Origin of the sequence: Pseudonocardia alaniniphila (assembly GCF_022524485.1) — a bacterium.
Lineage (GTDB): Bacteria > Actinomycetota > Actinomycetes > Mycobacteriales > Pseudonocardiaceae > Pseudonocardia > Pseudonocardia alaniniphila.
The window spans coordinates 139708-155122 of record NZ_JAKXMK010000007.1 but is presented as its reverse complement, the minus strand read 5'-3'; the positions used below and the strand labels follow the sequence as shown (position 1 = coordinate 155122).

The 15415-nt window shown below is 69.9% G+C and carries 16 protein-coding genes; 3 read left to right on the top strand and 13 right to left on the bottom strand.

Annotated features, from left to right (window positions below; all coding sequences use genetic code 11):
- Positions 1-52: 52 nt before the first annotated feature.
- Together MMF94_RS09155 and MMF94_RS09150 are read right to left on the bottom strand one after the other, a co-directional pair.
- Positions 53-1048 carry an ABC transporter permease gene (locus MMF94_RS09155; protein ID WP_241035875.1) on the bottom strand — a complete coding sequence of 332 codons (996 nt, stop codon included), beginning with the start codon at positions 1046-1048 and terminating at the stop codon, positions 53-55.
- Positions 1049-1218: 170 nt separating this feature from the next.
- Positions 1219-3216, bottom strand: a complete 1998-nt coding sequence (locus MMF94_RS09150; RefSeq protein WP_241035874.1) for a protein meaA — start codon at positions 3214-3216, stop codon at positions 1219-1221.
- Positions 3217-3380: 164 nt separating this feature from the next.
- Here MMF94_RS09150 and MMF94_RS09145 point away from each other — a divergent pair, with 164 nt between their 5' ends.
- Entirely contained in the window at positions 3381-3707 is a 327-nt protein-coding gene (locus tag MMF94_RS09145; protein WP_241035873.1) for a hypothetical protein, read from the top strand.
- Positions 3708-3786: 79 nt separating this feature from the next.
- Here the strand turns inward: MMF94_RS09145 and MMF94_RS09140 are convergent, their stop codons facing one another.
- The 4 genes from MMF94_RS09140 to MMF94_RS09125 all read right to left on the bottom strand — a co-directional run bounded on the left by MMF94_RS09140 (position 3787) and on the right by MMF94_RS09125 (position 7398).
- Positions 3787-4608 carry a DUF1206 domain-containing protein gene (locus MMF94_RS09140; RefSeq protein WP_241035872.1) on the bottom strand — a complete coding sequence of 274 codons (822 nt, stop codon included), beginning with the start codon at positions 4606-4608 and terminating at the stop codon, positions 3787-3789.
- 110 nt (positions 4609-4718) lie between these two features.
- Entirely contained in the window at positions 4719-5396 is a 678-nt protein-coding gene (locus MMF94_RS09135) for a DedA family protein (RefSeq protein WP_241035871.1), read from the bottom strand.
- 90 nt (positions 5397-5486) lie between these two features.
- A complete protein-coding gene (murA, locus tag MMF94_RS09130; RefSeq protein WP_241035870.1) occupies positions 5487-6755 on the bottom strand; it encodes a UDP-N-acetylglucosamine 1-carboxyvinyltransferase in 1269 nt (422 codons plus the stop codon).
- Between the two features lie 31 nt (positions 6756-6786).
- Entirely contained in the window at positions 6787-7398 is a 612-nt protein-coding gene (locus MMF94_RS09125) for a TetR/AcrR family transcriptional regulator (protein ID WP_241035869.1), read from the bottom strand.
- A gap of 98 nt (positions 7399-7496) precedes the next feature.
- Here MMF94_RS09125 and MMF94_RS09120 point away from each other — a divergent pair, with 98 nt between their 5' ends.
- Together MMF94_RS09120 and MMF94_RS09115 are read left to right on the top strand one after the other, a co-directional pair.
- Positions 7497-8237, top strand: coding sequence for an SDR family NAD(P)-dependent oxidoreductase (locus tag MMF94_RS09120; protein WP_241035868.1), 741 nt, complete (start codon positions 7497-7499; stop codon positions 8235-8237).
- A 49-nt stretch (positions 8238-8286) separates the two neighbouring features.
- Positions 8287-8880, top strand: a complete 594-nt coding sequence (locus MMF94_RS09115) for a cob(I)yrinic acid a,c-diamide adenosyltransferase (protein ID WP_241035867.1) — start codon at positions 8287-8289, stop codon at positions 8878-8880.
- Between the two features lie 32 nt (positions 8881-8912).
- On the opposite strand, the gene MMF94_RS09110 is transcribed toward MMF94_RS09115, so the two are convergent.
- The 7 genes from MMF94_RS09110 to MMF94_RS09080 are packed head-to-tail and all read right to left on the bottom strand — an operon-like array spanning position 8913 to position 15394.
- On the bottom strand, positions 8913-9362 hold the full coding sequence (locus MMF94_RS09110; RefSeq protein WP_241036028.1) for a DUF2550 domain-containing protein: 450 nt from the start codon (positions 9360-9362) through the stop codon (positions 8913-8915).
- A 20-nt stretch (positions 9363-9382) separates the two neighbouring features.
- Positions 9383-9766, bottom strand: coding sequence for a F0F1 ATP synthase subunit epsilon (locus MMF94_RS09105; protein ID WP_241035866.1), 384 nt, complete (start codon positions 9764-9766; stop codon positions 9383-9385).
- Positions 9767-9798: 32 nt separating this feature from the next.
- The gene (gene atpD / locus MMF94_RS09100; protein ID WP_241035865.1) at positions 9799-11247 is read right to left on the bottom strand and encodes a F0F1 ATP synthase subunit beta; all 1449 of its coding nucleotides are present in this window, start codon (positions 11245-11247) and stop codon (positions 9799-9801) included.
- Positions 11247-12278, bottom strand: coding sequence for a F0F1 ATP synthase subunit gamma (locus MMF94_RS09095; RefSeq protein ID WP_241035864.1), 1032 nt, complete (start codon positions 12276-12278; stop codon positions 11247-11249). Before MMF94_RS09095 ends, atpD begins: the two co-directional genes overlap by 1 nt.
- A gap of 13 nt (positions 12279-12291) precedes the next feature.
- Positions 12292-13950: a F0F1 ATP synthase subunit alpha gene (atpA, locus tag MMF94_RS09090; protein ID WP_241035863.1), complete on the bottom strand. Its 1659-nt coding sequence runs from the start codon at positions 13948-13950 to the stop codon at positions 12292-12294.
- Between the two features lie 53 nt (positions 13951-14003).
- The gene (locus MMF94_RS09085; RefSeq protein ID WP_241035862.1) at positions 14004-14834 is read right to left on the bottom strand and encodes a F0F1 ATP synthase subunit delta; all 831 of its coding nucleotides are present in this window, start codon (positions 14832-14834) and stop codon (positions 14004-14006) included.
- Positions 14834-15394, bottom strand: coding sequence for a F0F1 ATP synthase subunit B (locus tag MMF94_RS09080; protein ID WP_241035861.1), 561 nt, complete (start codon positions 15392-15394; stop codon positions 14834-14836). The genes MMF94_RS09085 and MMF94_RS09080 overlap by 1 nt, the downstream gene beginning before the upstream one ends.
- Positions 15395-15415: the final 21 nt, after the last annotated feature.

Below are 15415 nucleotides of genomic sequence, written 5' to 3'. Positions count from 1 at the left end.
TCCGCCTACTTCTCATGGGGGAGGTCCCGGTGGTGCCGGGAAATGGAATGAATTACCGCGACCGCGGATCGAGCGCGTCGCGGAGGCCGTCGCCGAACAGATTGAAGGCGAGCACCGTCACGAAGATGGCGAGCCCGGGGAACAGCATGAAGTTCGGAGCGATCTGGAACCAGTGCGTCGCGTCCGACAACATTCCGCCCCAGCTCGGGGTGGGCGGCCTGATACCGACCCCGAGAAAGGACAGGGCGGCCTCGAACAGGATGTTCGTGGGAATGAGCAGCGTCGCGTAGACGAGAATCGGCGCCACCAGGTTGGGCATCATCTCGGTGAACAGGATCCGCGGGCTGCGGGCGCCCAGGCTGCGCGCGGCGTCGACGAACTCACGCTCGCGCAGCGAGAGCGCCTGGCCTCGGATGATGCGGCCGATGTAGGGCCAACTGGAGAAGCCGATGATCGCCACGACGAGCGCGATGCGCAGGGCGTCGCCCTCCAGGCCGAAGGCGCGGTCCGGGATGATCCCGGCCAGGGCGAGAGCGAACAACAGGATCGGGAACGCCAGGAACACGTCCATCGTCCGGCTGATCAGCGTGTCGACCCAGCCACCGAAGTAGCCGGCCACCACGCCGAGCACGGCGCCGATCAGCACCGCAAGCAGGGTGGCGAGGAATGCGATGAGCAGGGAGATCCGCGAGCCGTAGACGACCCGGCTGAAGATGTCCCGACCGTTCACGGGCTCGACGCCGAAGAGGAAGTCGTGGCTGATCCCGCCGAGTGGCCCGTTGGCCACCTGGAGATCGGGATCGATCTTCTCGTAGTGGAAGTCGAGCGGCGGATGCCCGAACAGTGCGACGATGAGCGGCGCGAAGATCGCGACGAGTATCAGCAGCACAATGACGGCCGCGCCGCCCAGCGCGACCTTGTCGCGGCGTAGTCGCCGCCATGCGATCGCACCGAGCGACCGTCCCTGAATCGTTGTTCCCATGCCCACCGTGACGGCCTCGGGCTCAGCGTGGACCGCCGAGCCGGGTACGTCGCTGGGGGCCGTCATCGGCGCACCGGCATGCATCCACCTCACGTTGCTGCTCCGGGCGCTCCGATTCGGGGTCGGGCACCCGGGTTGATGCACACTATCGGGTGATCAGCAACCGATTAACGCTTCGTTCGGTAACGATTTAGTAAGCCAGTCGGGGCAAATCGGACAATTCGCAGATAAAGGTGTCACTCGGGCAGCTGATGAACGTTCCGAATCAGTGTCACGATCTCGTCCATCATCTCCGTGAGCCGGAAATCCTTGGGCGTGAACACCGCGGCGACCCCGCGCTCCCGCAGCACGGCCGCGTCCTCGGGCGGGATGATGCCGCCGACCACCACCGGCACGTCGTCGGCACCTGCCGCGCGCAGCCCCTCGACCACCGCCGGCACCACCTCCCGGTGCGAGCCGGACAGCACCGACAGCCCGACGACGTGCACGTCCTCCTGCACGGCGGCCGCCACGATCTGTGCGGGCGTGAGCCGGATGCCCTGGTAGATCACCTCGAAGCCGACGTCGCGCGCACGCACGGCCACCTGTTCGGCGCCGTTGGAATGGCCGTCGAGCCCGGGCTTGCCCACGAGCATCCGCAACCGGGAGCCGATCGCCTCCCCCGCCGCCAGCACGCGCTCGCGCACGGCGGCGATCTCGGCGGACGCCTCACCGCCCGCCATCGCGCCCGACACCCCGGTGGGAGCCCGGAACTCACCGAACACCTCACGCAGGACGCCTGCCCATTCCCCCGTGGTCACCCCCGCCTTGGCACAGGCGATCGAGACGTCCATCAGGTTGGTGTCGGTCTTGGCCGCATCCCGCAGGACGGCCAGCGCGCTCTCGACGGCACCGGCGTCGCGGCCGGCCCGCCAGGCCCGGATCGCCTCGACGGCCGCGGCCTCCGTGGCCGGGTCGACCGTCTCGATCGCGGCGGCACCGGCCGCCTGCAGCGGGCTGGGCTCGGTGGTGTCGAACCGGTTCACACCGACGACGACGTCCTCGCCCGACTCCATCCGACGCCGTCGCTCGGCCAGCGAGCTCACCAGCCGGCCCTTCATGTAGCCGGACTCCACGGCGGCGACGGCCCCGCCCATCTCCTGCACGCGCTCGATCTCGGCACGAGCGCCCTCGACGAGCTCGGCGACCTTCGCCTCGACCACGCGGCTGCCGTCGAAGAGGTCCTCGTACTCCAGCAGGTCGGTCTCGTAGGCCAGCACCTGCTGCATGCGCAGCGCCCACTGCTGGTCCCACGGCCGGGGCAGCCCCAGCGCCTCGTTCCAGGCCGGGAGCTGGATCGCGCGCGCCCGGGCCCCGCGGGACAGGGTGACGGCGAGCATCTCCAGCACGATCCGCTGGACGTTGTTCTCCGGCTGGGCCTCGGTGAGCCCCAGCGAGTTGACCTGCACGCCGTAGCGCAGACGCCGCTGCTTGGGATCCTGCACGCCGTAGCGCTCCTGCGTGATCTCGTCCCAGAGCTGGGCGAGCGCCCGCATCTTGCACATCTCCTCGACGAACCGCAGGCCCGCGTTGACGAAGAAGGAGATGCGTGCGACCACGTTGCCGAACTTCTCCTGCGGAACCTGGCCGGAGTCGCGCACGGCGTCGAGCACCGCGATCGCCGTGGAGAGCGCGTAGGCGAGCTCCTGGGGCGGGGTAGCCCCGGCCTCCTGCAGGTGGTAGCTGCAGATGTTGATCGGGTTCCACTTCGGGATGTTGGCGACCGACCAGGCGATCATGTCGGTGATCAGGCGCAGGCTCGGCGCGGGCGGGAACACGTACGTCCCGCGCGAGAGGTACTCCTTGACGATGTCGTTCTGCGTGGTGCCCGCCAGGGTCCCGCGGTCGGCCCCGTGCTCCTCGGCCACGGCCACGTAGAGCGCGAGCAGCCACATGGCAGGCGCGTTGATCGTCATCGAGGTGTTGGCCTCGCCCATCGGGATGTCGCGGAACAGCGCGCGCATGTCCCCGATGTGGCTCACCGGCACGCCCACCTTGCCGACCTCGCCCCTGGCCAGCTCGTCGTCGGGGTCGTAGCCGGTCTGCGTCGGCAGGTCGAACGCCACCGACAGGCCCGTCTGGCCCTTGGCCAGGTTGCGCCGGTAGAGCTCGTTGGACCGCTCGGCGGAGGAGTGGCCCGCGTAGGTCCTGATCACCCAGGGACGGTCGCGCTCACGGTCGGTCGGGTAAGGCACCGGACACCTCCGCGTCGTGGATCCGGCCTGCGGACCCACTCAGCCTACTGGCGCGTAGCTTTTCAAGCGGGCTGGACGGAGCGGCATCACACCTGATAGTCGGGTCGTATCGATCCAGCTCTGCGAGGGCGCGCTCGCGGCGTCAGAGGCGCACAATGTCCGGCATGCTCGACGGTGCACCGGTCGTCGCCCTCGTCGGCGCCCTGGTGATGATGATCGTGCTCCTTCTCGCTCTCCGCTGGACGTTCGGCACGGGACGCAACCAGCCGGCCCCGCACATCCCCGACCCCGACGACCCCACCGGCGACGGGCTGCTCGAGGAGGTCTCCCGCGTCCCCACGGAGTCGGCCGCCCAGGTGCTCCGGTCCCGCCTCGACGGCGCAGGCATCCGCGCCACCATCGGCCGGACGGGCGGGAGCTACCGGCTGCTGGTGTTTCACTCCGACGCGGTGAATGCGCGCGTCGTGCTGAGCCGGGGCGCGCTGGACTGACCCCGGTGAGATCGTTGCGAGATCCGGGTTTCCGCCCTCGTGAGGGCGAATCTGCTGATCTCGCAGCGATCATTCCGGTTCAGACGCGGTGGTAACGCGCGTCGAAGAAGCAGAAGACACCGTAGGCGGCGAGCCCGATTGCGATCACGGCCAACAGATAGGGCCCGAACGGCTGAGCGGCCAGCGTCTTGAGTGCGACGTCCAGCCCGGATGCCTCCTCGGGCCGGAACCGGACCGCCGCGACCACTACCAGCACCCCGATGAGCGCGATCGTGATTCCCTTGGCGACCGAGCCGACCTGCCCGGTGCGTTCCACCGTCGCACGTTGGGCAGTGCTCGCCGGCAGGCTCATGTCCTCGAGGAACTTCTTCTGGCCTCCCTCGACGATCTTGACCGCGCCCACCACGACGATCCCGATCCCGACCGCGCCGACGATGAGCTGCCCGCCGGGCAGCCCGAGCACCCCCGCGGTAGGCCCCTGTCCGCCACCGCCACCGCCGCCGCTTCCCGCTGCCGTCGTCGCGGCCAGCGCCGCCAGTACCGCGAAGACCACCGCATTGGCGGCGCTCGTCACGCGATTGCGGAGCTTCTTCGTACGGTCGGACTCGTATGCGAAGCCCCAGATCGCCTGTTCGAGCCGCCACAGCACCACGGCGACGAATCCGATGACCACCACCCACAGCAGCACCCGACCGAACGGCTGCTGCGCGAGGTCCTGGAACGCGCCGGCCTGGTCGGCCCGTTCCCCTCTGTTGCCGAACGCCACCTGCAGGGCCAGCACCGCGATCAGGACGTGGGTGACGCCGTACGCGCCGATGCCCAGCCGCGCGCCGATCTTCACGGCCCGGTTGTTCGCGGCCTGGCGGGCGGATCGGCTCGTCGACTCGGCGGCGCTCGTCATGGTTGATCCTCTCCGTTGGACGGGCGCACCGTCGCACGGAAGCGGTCTCGGCGCAGCGGCTACTACTCCATCCGCGCCGCCGTCGTGACCCACCTGCGTTACACGGCCCGCTATCGCACGCGGGTCACCGGCTGCTCTCCCGTTCCCTGGAGCAGCGACGCGCGGGCGGCGGACTCCGCGCGCCGCTTGCGCACCGCCCGGACGACCAGCACGGCGAGCACCGCGGCGACCGCCACCCCCGTCACGGTCGGCCCGACGAGGTGGGCCGCGTGTCGCAGCGCCGCCGAGGCCGCGCTGCCCAGCCCGACGTAGACCACGCCCCACAACACGGCTCCGAGCGCCGTGTAGAGCGCGAACCGGCGCACGGGCATGCGCAGCGTCCCGGCCAGCACGGGCACCAGCGAGTGCGCCACCGCGAGGAACCGTGAGCCGGCGATCGCGCGCCCGGTGCCGCCCCGCAACACCGCCTCGGCGCGCACCCAGTTGTGCTCCCCGATCCATTGGCCGGGCCGGCTCAGCCTGATCCGCGGACCGAACTGCCTGCCGAGCAGGTAGCCGCCGCCCTGCCCGACCATGCTCGCGGCCGCCGCGACGCCGGCCAGCGCCACGTACTCACCGGCACTGCCTACCGTGGTGGCCGCCGCGAGCAGGACCACCTCCCCTGGCGTGACGAGCCCGATCAGCACCGACGTCTCCATCACGAGCATCAGGCCGACGACGCCGTAGAGCTGCCACGCGGGCAGTGCGTCGATCATTGCGAAGAAGGAACCGAGCCAGTCGCTGATCACCATCACAGCCTGGTGCGACAGGCCCGCCCGACCCATCCGGGCAGCGCCCTGAACCGGGGTGGGGATGACCCCCGGTTCGACCCTGGGTGGCTACCGGTTCGGTTCGCCCTCGACGCGCTGGATGTCGGCACCGAGTCCACGCAGGTTCTCGACGAACCGCGGGTAACCGCGGTCGATGTGCTCGACGTCCCACACCTCGGTCTGCCCGTCGGCACACAGCGCGGCGAGCACGAGCCCCGCTCCGGCCCGGATGTCGCTGGCCCACACGGGCGCGCTCGAGAGCCGGTCGACGCCCCGCACCACGGCGTGGTGGCCGTCGGTGCGTGCGTCCGCGCCGAGCCGCACCATCTCGTCGACGAACCGGAACCGGGCCTCGAACACGTTCTCCGTGATCATCGAGGTGCCCTCGGCGACAGCGGACAGCGCGATCGCCATCGGCTGGAGGTCGGTGGCGAACCCCGGAAAGGGCAGCGTCACGAAGTCGACGGCCGTGGGGCGCTGGTCCATCCGGACGGTGAACTCCTCGGTGCCGACCACGGTGTCGGCGCCCGCGGTGCGCAGCTTGTCGAGCACCAGGTCGATGTGGTGGGGGTCCACGCCGCGCACCGTCACCTCGCCGCGAGTCATCGCCGCGGCGAACGCCCAGGTGGCGCCGACGATGCGGTCGCCGATCACGCGGTGCTCGGCGGGCTGCAGACCGGAGACGCCGAGCACGCTGAGCGTGGAGGTGCCGACGCCGTCGATCTTGGCGCCCATCTGCTGGAGCATCGTGCACAGGTCGACGATCTCCGGCTCGCGGGCCGCGTTGTCGATCACCGTGGTGCCGTCGGCGAGCACGGCGGCCATCAGGATGTTCTCGGTGGCGCCGACGCTGGGGAAGTCGAGCCAGATCTGCGCCCCGCGCAGTTCGTCGGCCTGGGCGACCACGCGCCCGTGCTCGATCTCGGTGGTGGCGCCGAGCTTGCGCAGACCGGCCTGATGCATGTCGAGCGGGCGGGAGCCGATGGCGTCACCACCCGGGAGCGGCACGATCGCCCGGCGGCACCGGGCGACGAGCGGACCGAGCACGCACACCGACGCCCGCAGCTTCGACACCGACCGGTAGTCGGCCTGCGCGCCCGGCTCCGCCGGGACGTCGATGGTGACCGTGTCCCCCTTGACGGTGACGGTGCAGCCGAGGCTGCGCAGCACGTCGGCCATGAGTGGGACATCGAGGATCTCCGGACAGTTGCGGAGCGTCGTGGTGCCCTCCGCCAACAGCGCCGCCGCCATCAGCTTCAGCACGCTGTTCTTCGCTCCGACCACGTCGACGGCGCCGGCGAGCCGGGCGCCCCCGTTGACCGCGAAATGCTCTGCCACGAACGCCGACGCTATCCGGTGGCCCCGAGCGCTACGCGGTCGGCCGTACCAGGTGCTCGACGGCGACCATCGCCCGGTTCACCACGGCGGACAGCTCCTCGCGGGTGGCGCCGTCACGCGCCTGCAGCGACATCCCGAACTGCACGGTGCTCACATACGCTGCCAACGCGTCGATGTCCGCGCCGGGCGGCACGTCCCCGTCGGCCTGGCCCTTGGCGAGCCGGTCACGCACCGCCGCCGTGGCCGCCCGGCGCTGCTCGGCGAGGAAGTCGCGGATCCCTGCCGTGCTGGGCGTGTACGTGGTGGCGGCCAGCACGATCATGCAGCCGGTCGGCTTGTCCGGGTCGGTGTAGGCGAGCACGTTGGCCCGCAGGAGTGCCTCGACGCCGGCCGCAGCGGTGGGCGCGTCGCACATCGCCCGGAGCGTCGGATCGCCCTCCTGCTCCTCGTAGAGCGCCACGGCCTCGCGGAACAGGGCCTCCTTGCTCCCGAACGCCGCGTACAGGCTCGGCGGGCGGATCCCCATCGCAACGGTCAGCTCGCCGATGGACGTGCCGTCGTAGCCGTGCTCCCAGAACACCTCCATCGCGCGGTGGAGCGCCTCGGCCCGGTCGAAGCCGCGGGGACGCCCTCGCTCCGTCATCGGCACCCTTTCTGTAGCGATCCCTCAAAATACCCCTTGACCGCCCTCGCCCGCACGCGTCAGACTTATTTATCAATCGCTACAGAATGGAGACGAGGATGAGCGACCTCAGCGGCCGGGTGGCGCTGGTGACCGGCGGCAGCCGCGGTATCGGTGCCGCGATCGCACTGCGGCTGGCCCGCGACGGCGCCGACGTCGCTCTCACCTACGTGAGCTCGCCGGAGCGCGCCGCGGCGGTGGTGCGCGAGATCGAGGGCCTGGGTCGGCGCGGTGTCGCGATCCACGCGGACAGCGCCGACCCCACAGCCGTCACGAGCGCCGTCGACGCGACCGTCGAACAGCTCGGGCGCCTGGACGTGCTCGTCAACAACGCGGGGGTCTTTCCCTTCGGCCCGTTCGAGAAGGTCGACGCCGACGAGCTCGACCGAGCCATCGCCGTGCACGTCCGGGCCGCCTTCGTCGCCGCGCAGGCGGCATCCCCGCACCTCGGCCCGGGTGGGCGGATCATCAACATCGGCAGCAACCTGGCCGAGTTCGTGGGCCGTCCCGGCATCACGCTCTACGCGATGACCAAATCGGCACTCACCGGCCTCACCCGGGGGCTCGCCCGTGAGCTCGGCCCCCGCGGGATAACGGTCAACCTGGTGCACCCCGGCTCGACCGACACCGACATGAACCCGGCCGACTCACCCCATGCCGACGCCCAGCGTGCGCAGACCGCGCTCGGCCGGTACCAGTCCCCCGACGACGTCGCGGCCACCGTCGCCCACCTGGCAGGCGACGACGGGCGCACGATCACCGGCGCGGCGCTGCTCGTCGACTCCGGGGCCAACGCATGACAGCCGCATGACGGCACGGCGCTGCGGCGGCGCGAACTAAGCTGCGTTCATGGCGGTGCACCTGACCAGGATCTACACGAAGACCGGCGACGACGGCACCACCGCGCTCGGCGACTTCAGCCGTGTGCGCAAGACCGACGTGCGGCTCGCTGCCTATGCCGACACCGACGAGTGCAACGCCGCGATCGGCGTCGCCGTCACGGTCGGCGGGCTCACCGACGAGCTGCTGGTTCCACTGAGCCAGGTACAGAACGACCTGTTCGACGTGGGTGCCGACCTGTGCTCCCCGGTCGTCGAGAATCCGCAATACCCTCCGCTGCGCATCACCGAGGACTACATCGCCCGGCTGGAGGGCTGGTGCGACGAGTTCAACGAGGGGCTGCCGAAGCTCGACTCGTTCATCCTTCCGGGCGGCACCCCGGGTGCGGCGTATCTGCACGTCGCCCGGACGGTCGCCCGGCGGGCCGAACGCTCGGTCTGGGCCCTGCTCGAGGTCGACGCCGAGCACACCAACCCGCTCACGGCGAAGTACCTCAACCGGCTCTCCGACCTGCTGTTCATCCTCGGCAGAGCGGCCAACCCGGACGGTGACGTGCTGTGGCAGCCGGGCGGGCCGCAGGGCGGCTCAGCCGACAGCCGGTAACCGGGCGCACAGCAGCCACACGCCTACGAGGCTTAGGAGGCCTGGCGGTAGCCCGTACGGCCGGGCGGTGTGGCCTCGAGCCATGACAGGAAGCCCGTGAGGACGCCCTGGGCCATCGCGATTTCCAGTTCTGTGCCGCGCACGCGGCAACGCAGCACAGACGCCGACGGCGGGAGAAGGTAGACCTCGGTGCTCGACGGGGTGCGCCGGTCCACGATCTCCAGGTCCGTGCGGTCGACGAACACCGTGGGGCCGGGTCGGAAGGACGTCAGGCGGAACCAGGCGAGCTGGTTGCCCTGATAGCGCCCGACACCGAAGTGCCATCCGGCTCCGTCACCGGACCCGGCCCAGGAACCGGCAGCGGGGCGGCGGCGTAGGAACACGTCCACGCCACCGCCCCGCATGAGTCGTACACGCCGAACAGCCAGGTACGTGAGGCCGAGGCAGGCGATCAGCAGCAGGATGCCGACGCCCAGCGCCATCGCCCCCAACGCGGCTCCTGCTACTCGGCCGCGCCGGCGGCTTTCAGCCGCACGTTTGCCCGCGCCGCGGCAGCCGCACCGTCTGGCTCGGACGTGTTCGCCCGGTCCAGCGCGGCGCGGGCCCGCGCTACGTCGATCTCCTCGGCCCTCTCGGCGAACTCGGCCAGCACCGTGACGCTCTCCGGTGTGATCGAGAGGAAGCCGCCGTGCACCGCGAGCGTGGTGGAACTGCCGTCCGTGCCGTCGATGCGCACGATGCCGGCCTCCTCCAGCTGCGCGAGCGTGGGCTCGTGCCCGGGCAGCACGCCGATCTCGCCGACGGTGGTACGGGCGAGCACGAAGTTGGCGTCACCCGACCAGATCCGGCGCTCGACGGCGACCAGCTCGACTCTCATCTCGGCCAATGCGTACTCCTCGCTCGTGCTGGAGCCACTGATCAGCCCTCGAGCTTCTTGCGGTTCTTGTCGAGGTCCTCGAGGCCGCCGCAGAGGAAGAACGCCTGCTCCGGGACGTCGTCGAACTCTCCCTTGGCGATCTTGTCGAAGGCCTCGATGGTCTCCTTGAGCGGCACCGTGGAGCCCGGCTGGCCGGTGAACTGCTCGGCGACCAGCAGGTTCTGCGAGAGGAACCGCTCGATGCGCCGCGCGCGGCCCACGAGCTGGCGGTCCTCCTCGGAGAGCTCGTCGATACCGAGGATCGCGATGATGTCCTGCAGGTCGGAGTACTTCTGCAGGATTCGCTTCACCTCGTTGGCGACCCGGAAGTGCTCCTCGCCGATGTACTGCGGGTCGAGGATCCGGGACGTCGACGTCAGTGGGTCCACGGCCGGGTAGATCCCCTTCTGGGAGATCGGCCGGGAGAGCTCCGTGGTGGCGTCGAGGTGCGCGAACGTGGTGGCGGGCGCCGGGTCGGTGTAGTCGTCGGCGGGCACGTAGATCGCCTGCATCGACGTGATCGACCGACCACGGGTGGAGGTGATGCGCTCCTGCAGCTCGCCCATCTCGTCGGCCAGGGTGGGCTGGTACCCCACCGCGGACGGCATGCGGCCGAGCAGCGTGGAGACCTCGGAGCCCGCCTGCGTGAACCGGAAGATGTTGTCGATGAAGAGCAGCACGTCCTGGTCCTGCTCGTCGCGGAAGTACTCCGCCATGGTGAGCGCAGACAGGGCCACCCGCATACGCGTGCCCGGAGGCTCGTCCATCTGCCCGAAGACCAGGGCGGTGTCGTTGATGACGCCGGACTCGGTCATCTCCGTGATGAGGTCGTTGCCCTCACGGGTGCGCTCACCGACGCCGGCGAACACCGACGTACCACCGAAGTTCTTGGCGACACGGGTGATCATCTCCTGGATGAGCACCGTCTTGCCGACGCCCGCACCGCCGAACAGGCCGATCTTGCCGCCCTGCACGTACGGGGTGAGCAGGTCGATCACCTTGATGCCGGTCTCCAGCATCTCGGTGCGGCCCTCGAGCTTGTCGAAGGAGGGCGCCGGGCGGTGAATGCCCCACAGGTCGCCTGTGATCTTCAGGTCGGGCTTGTCCAGGCACTCACCGAGCGCGTTGAACACGTGCCCCTTGACCTGGTCGCCGACCGGCACCGAGATCGGACGGCCGAGGTCGGTGACCTCCTGGCCGCGGACCAGGCCGTCAGTGGGCTGCATGGAGATGGCACGCACCAGGTTGTCACCGAGGTGCTGGGCGATCTCCAGGGTCAGCGTCCGGTCGAGCTCACCGATCTTCACGTCGACCGTGAGCGCGGTGTAGAGCTCCGGTACCTCGTTGCGCGGGAACTCGACGTCGACGACCGGGCCGGTGACCCGCACGACCCGCCCGGTCCTGCCCTGGGTCGACGCGGATGGGGTGCCGGTATCAGCGGTGGCGGTCATCAGTTCTCACTTCCTGCGCTGACGAGAGCGTCGGCGCCACCGACGATCTCACTGATCTCCTGGGTGATCTGAGCCTGACGAGCCTGGTTGGCCTCCAGCGTCAGGGTACGGATCAGTTCGTTCGCGTTGTCCGTAGCGGCCTTCATGGCCCGCTGACGGGCCGCCGACTCCGAAGCCGCCGACTCGAGCAGCGCCGCGAACAGCCGGGCCCCGACGTACTTGGGCAGCAGCGCATCGAACAGTGTGTCGGCGTCGGGCTCGAACTCGTACAGCGAGCGGACCTCGGTCGCGGCCTGGACCGCGGTGTCCTCCGCCGTGCGGCCGATGGTCTCGCCCTCGACGAGCCGCTCGGTCTCGCTACCGGCGTACTCGACCTCCATCGGCGCCATCCGCCGCGCCTGCGGCGTCTGCGTGACCATGTTCTTGAACTGCGTGTACACGAGGTGCAGCTCGTCGACCGCCTGCACGTCAGCGGCGGCGTTCTCCGCGTCGGCACCGTTGGTGTTCTCCGCGGCCTGGTCGGCGCCACCGTTGCCGGCGCCGGCCATGAACGCTGCGACGAGCGTGCGGGCAACCTCTGCCGCATTCGCGTAGCGCGGCTGCTCGGAGAACCCGGTCCAGGAGGCCTCGACCTCGCGGCGGCGGAACCGGAAGTAGTTCACGCCCTTGCGGCCGATGACGTAGAGCACCGGCTCCTTGCCCTGCTCACGCAGCAGCGACTGAAGCTGCTCCGCCTCCTTGAGCACGTTGGCGTTGTAGCCGCCGGCCTGCCCGCGGTCGCTGGTGACCACCAGGACCGCGGCGCGCTTGGCGTTCTCCCGCTCGACGAGAAGCGGGTGGTCGAGCGCCGAGTTGTTGGCCAGCTCGGTGAGCACCGCCGTCATCTGCTCGGCGTACGGCTTGGCCTCTTCCACTCTGGCGCGTGCCTTGGCGATGCGAGAGGTCGCGATCAGCTCCATGGCACGAGTGATCTTCTTGATGGACTGCGTCGACCGGATCCGCCGCCGCAGCACGCGAATCTGTGCCGCCATTGTCGTTCTCCGCCTACTCTGAGGAGCTGCCGGACGGAGCGGGCTTGTTGACCTTGACCGTCTCGCGGTCGACCTCGTCCTCGTCGAGCGCCTCGGCCGCAGCTTCCTTCGGTGCCACAGAGGAACCATCCGACGCGGTGAAGGACTGCTTGAACTCCTTCACGACCTCGGTGATGCGCTCGGCGAGCTCGTCGGACAGCTTCCCGGTGTCACGGATCTCGCCGACGATACCCTCGTGGTTGCGCCGAACGTGGTCGAGGAAGTCCTGCTCGAAGCGGCGGATGTCGCCCACCGGCACCGAGTCGAGGTGTCCGCGCGTGCCCAGGAAGATCGAGACGACCTGGTCCTCCACGGCCTGCGGCTGGTACTGCGGCTGCTTGAGCAGCTCCACGAGGCGGGCGCCTCGGCCCAGTGCCGCTGCGGACGCCGCGTCCAGGTCGGAGCCGAAGGCCGCGAACGCCTCCAGCTCGCGGTACTGCGACAGGTCGAGCCGCAGTGAGCCCGACACCTGGCGCATCGCGCGGACCTGCGCCGAACCACCGACGCGGGAGACCGAGATACCGACGTTGATCGCCGGCCGGACGCCCTGGTTGAACAGGTCGGACTCCAGGAACACCTGGCCGTCGGTGATCGAGATGACGTTGGTGGGGATGTAGGCGGACACGTCGTTGGCCTTGGTCTCGATGATCGGCAGGCCGGTCATCGATCCGGCGCCCAGGTCGTCGGAGAGCTTCGCGCAACGCTCCAGCAGGCGGGAGTGCAAGTAGAAGACGTCACCGGGGTAGGCCTCACGGCCCGGCGGACGGCGCAGCAGCAGCGAGATCGCGCGGTAGGCCTCGGCCTGCTTGGACAGGTCGTCGAAGACGATCAGGACGTGCTTGCCCTGGTACATCCAGTGCTGTCCGAGCGCGGACCCGGTGTAGGGAGCGATCCACTTGTAGCCTGCCGGGTCGTTGGCCGGGGACGCGACGATCGTCGTGTACTCCAGCGCGCCCGCGTCCTCCAGCGACTGCCGGATGCCGGCGATCGTGGAGCCCTTCTGCCCGACCGCGACGTAGATGCAGCGCACCTGCTGCTTCGGGTCGCCGGTGGCCCAGTTCTGCTTCTGGTTGATGATCGTGTCGACACAGACCGCCGTCTTGCCGGTCTTGCGGTCGCCGATGATGAGCTGGCGCTGGCCGCGCCCGATCGGCGTCATGGCGTCGATCGCCTTGATGCCGGTCTGCAGCGGCTCGCTGACGCTCTGCCGCTCCATCACCGATGCGGCCTGCAGCTCCAGCACACGCTGCGACTCGGCCTCGATGTCACCGAGCCCATCGAGGGGGTTGCCCAGCGCGTCGACGACGCGGCCGAGGAAGTTGTCGCCGACCGGCACGGAGAGGATGTTGCCGGTGCGCTTGACCGGCTGGCCCTCCTCGATGTGGGCGTAGTCGCCCAGGATCACCGCGCCGATCTCGTGGACGTCGAGGTTCAGGGCGACACCGAGCACACCACCGTGGAACTCGAGGAGCTCGTTCGTCATCGCCGAGGCCAGGCCCTCGACGTGGGCGATGCCGTCGCCGGCGTCGGAGACGTGCCCCACCTCTTCGCGGGACGTCTCCGTCTCCAGCGAGGAGACGTAGCTGGAGATCGCACTCCGGATCTCCTCGGAGGAGATCGTCAGCTCTGTCATGGCTGTCGTCTGTTCCTTCATCTCGGTCGGTTAAACAGTCTCTGGGCCGGCGGTCAGCTCGGCAGTGCGCGGCGGGCGGCGGCCAGCTTGCCCGCGACGCTGCCGTCGATGACCTCGCCGCCGACCTGCACGACCAGTCCGCCCAGCAGGCTCTCGTCCAGCTCGATCTGCAGGGAGATCGGCCGCCCGTAGAGCCGGCTCAACGAGTCGGTGAGCTTCTGCTCCTGTTGGCTGCTGAGCGCGATCGGTGCGGTGACCCGCGCGACCGACCGGTCGCGGCGCGCCGCAGCCAGCTCCGCCAGCTCTTCGGCCACCACATCCAGGTGCCTGCTGCGGAGCAGACGCACGGTCTGGCGCAGCAGCGCCACGGCGACCGGGGAGACCCGGTTGCCGAGCACCTGCTCCAGCAGGCGGAGGCGTCCCTCGGCCGGCGTGCTCTCCTCGGAGAGCAGCGTGTTCAGCTGCGGCTCGCGGTCGAGGATCCGGCCGAACCGGAACAGCTCGTCCTCGACGTTGTCGAGAGTGCTGTCCTTCTCGGCCACGGCGAGCGTGGCCTGGCGGGCGAGCGCCTCAGCCGCCTCGACCAGGTCGGACGACTGCGACCAGCGGGAGGTCACGAGCCCCTTGACGAAGTCGAGCGTGGGCGTTCCCAGCTTCCCGCCGAGCACCTGCCCGACGAGCCCGACCCGGGCCTGCTCCGGCGTGGACGGGTCGGCGAGGACGCGCCGCAGCGGCCGCTCGGTGGCAATGAGCCGGGCGAACGCGAACAGCTCGTCGCCCATCGTGTTCAACGCAGGGGCGTCGGCGGTGTCCACGTAGGCGTTGAGCCGCTGCATCGCCGCAGCCAGCGACTCCCGGCTGGCCGCCTGCAGGACGGCGGCCATCAGCTCGCCCCGCCCGCCGGGGTGGTCTCACGACGATCCGCAAGACCGTCGACCTCGGCGAGGAACGCGTCGATCGTGGCCGACCGACGTGCGTCGTCGGCGAGGGACGCACCGATGATGCGTTCCGCCAGCTGCACGGACAGGCCGCCGATCTCGCCGCGGAGCTGGCGCACGACCTGCTCGCGCTGCGCGACGATCTGCTCATCGGCCCGCTGACGGATGCGCGCGGCCTCTTCCTCGGCCTGCGCCCGCAGCTCGGCCTTGATCTGCTGGCCCTCGGCGCGTGCGTCGTCGCGAATCCGGGCGGCCTCGGCCCGCAGCCCGGCGAGCTGCTCCTCGTACTGCCGCTTGAGCTCGTCGGCCTGCTGCTGGACCTCCTCGGCCCGCTTCAGCCCGCCCTCGATCTTGTCCTTGCGCTCGGCGTAGACCTGTTCGAACTGCGGGAATGCGTACTTCCGCAGCAGCCAGTAGAGCAGGAAGAACGCGATGAGGCCGACGATGATCTCGACCGGATGGGGAGCGAGCGGGCTCGGCCCCTCCGCAGCGATCACATATGTCATGAGATGTGTCTCCTCGCCTTG

Coding starts and splice junctions, on each gene's coding strand:
- MMF94_RS09155 (WP_241035875.1), bottom strand. CDS start 1,048: ATGACGGCCCCCAGCGACGTACCCGGCTCGGCGGTCCACGCTGAGCCC.
- MMF94_RS09145 (WP_241035873.1), top strand. CDS start 3,381: ATGCTCGACGGTGCACCGGTCGTCGCCCTCGTCGGCGCCCTGGTGATG.
- MMF94_RS09140 (WP_241035872.1), bottom strand. CDS start 4,608: ATGACGAGCGCCGCCGAGTCGACGAGCCGATCCGCCCGCCAGGCCGCG.
- MMF94_RS09125 (WP_241035869.1), bottom strand. CDS start 7,398: ATGACGGAGCGAGGGCGTCCCCGCGGCTTCGACCGGGCCGAGGCGCTC.
- MMF94_RS09120 (WP_241035868.1), top strand. CDS start 7,497: ATGAGCGACCTCAGCGGCCGGGTGGCGCTGGTGACCGGCGGCAGCCGC.
- MMF94_RS09115 (WP_241035867.1), top strand. CDS start 8,287: ATGGCGGTGCACCTGACCAGGATCTACACGAAGACCGGCGACGACGGC.
- MMF94_RS09110 (WP_241036028.1), bottom strand. CDS start 9,362: ATGGCGCTGGGCGTCGGCATCCTGCTGCTGATCGCCTGCCTCGGCCTC.
- atpD (WP_241035865.1), bottom strand. CDS start 11,247: ATGACCGCCACCGCTGATACCGGCACCCCATCCGCGTCGACCCAGGGC.
- MMF94_RS09095 (WP_241035864.1), bottom strand. CDS start 12,278: ATGGCGGCACAGATTCGCGTGCTGCGGCGGCGGATCCGGTCGACGCAG.
- atpA (WP_241035863.1), bottom strand. CDS start 13,950: ATGACAGAGCTGACGATCTCCTCCGAGGAGATCCGGAGTGCGATCTCC.
- MMF94_RS09085 (WP_241035862.1), bottom strand. CDS start 14,834: ATGGCCGCCGTCCTGCAGGCGGCCAGCCGGGAGTCGCTGGCTGCGGCG.
- MMF94_RS09080 (WP_241035861.1), bottom strand. CDS start 15,394: ATGACATATGTGATCGCTGCGGAGGGGCCGAGCCCGCTCGCTCCCCAT.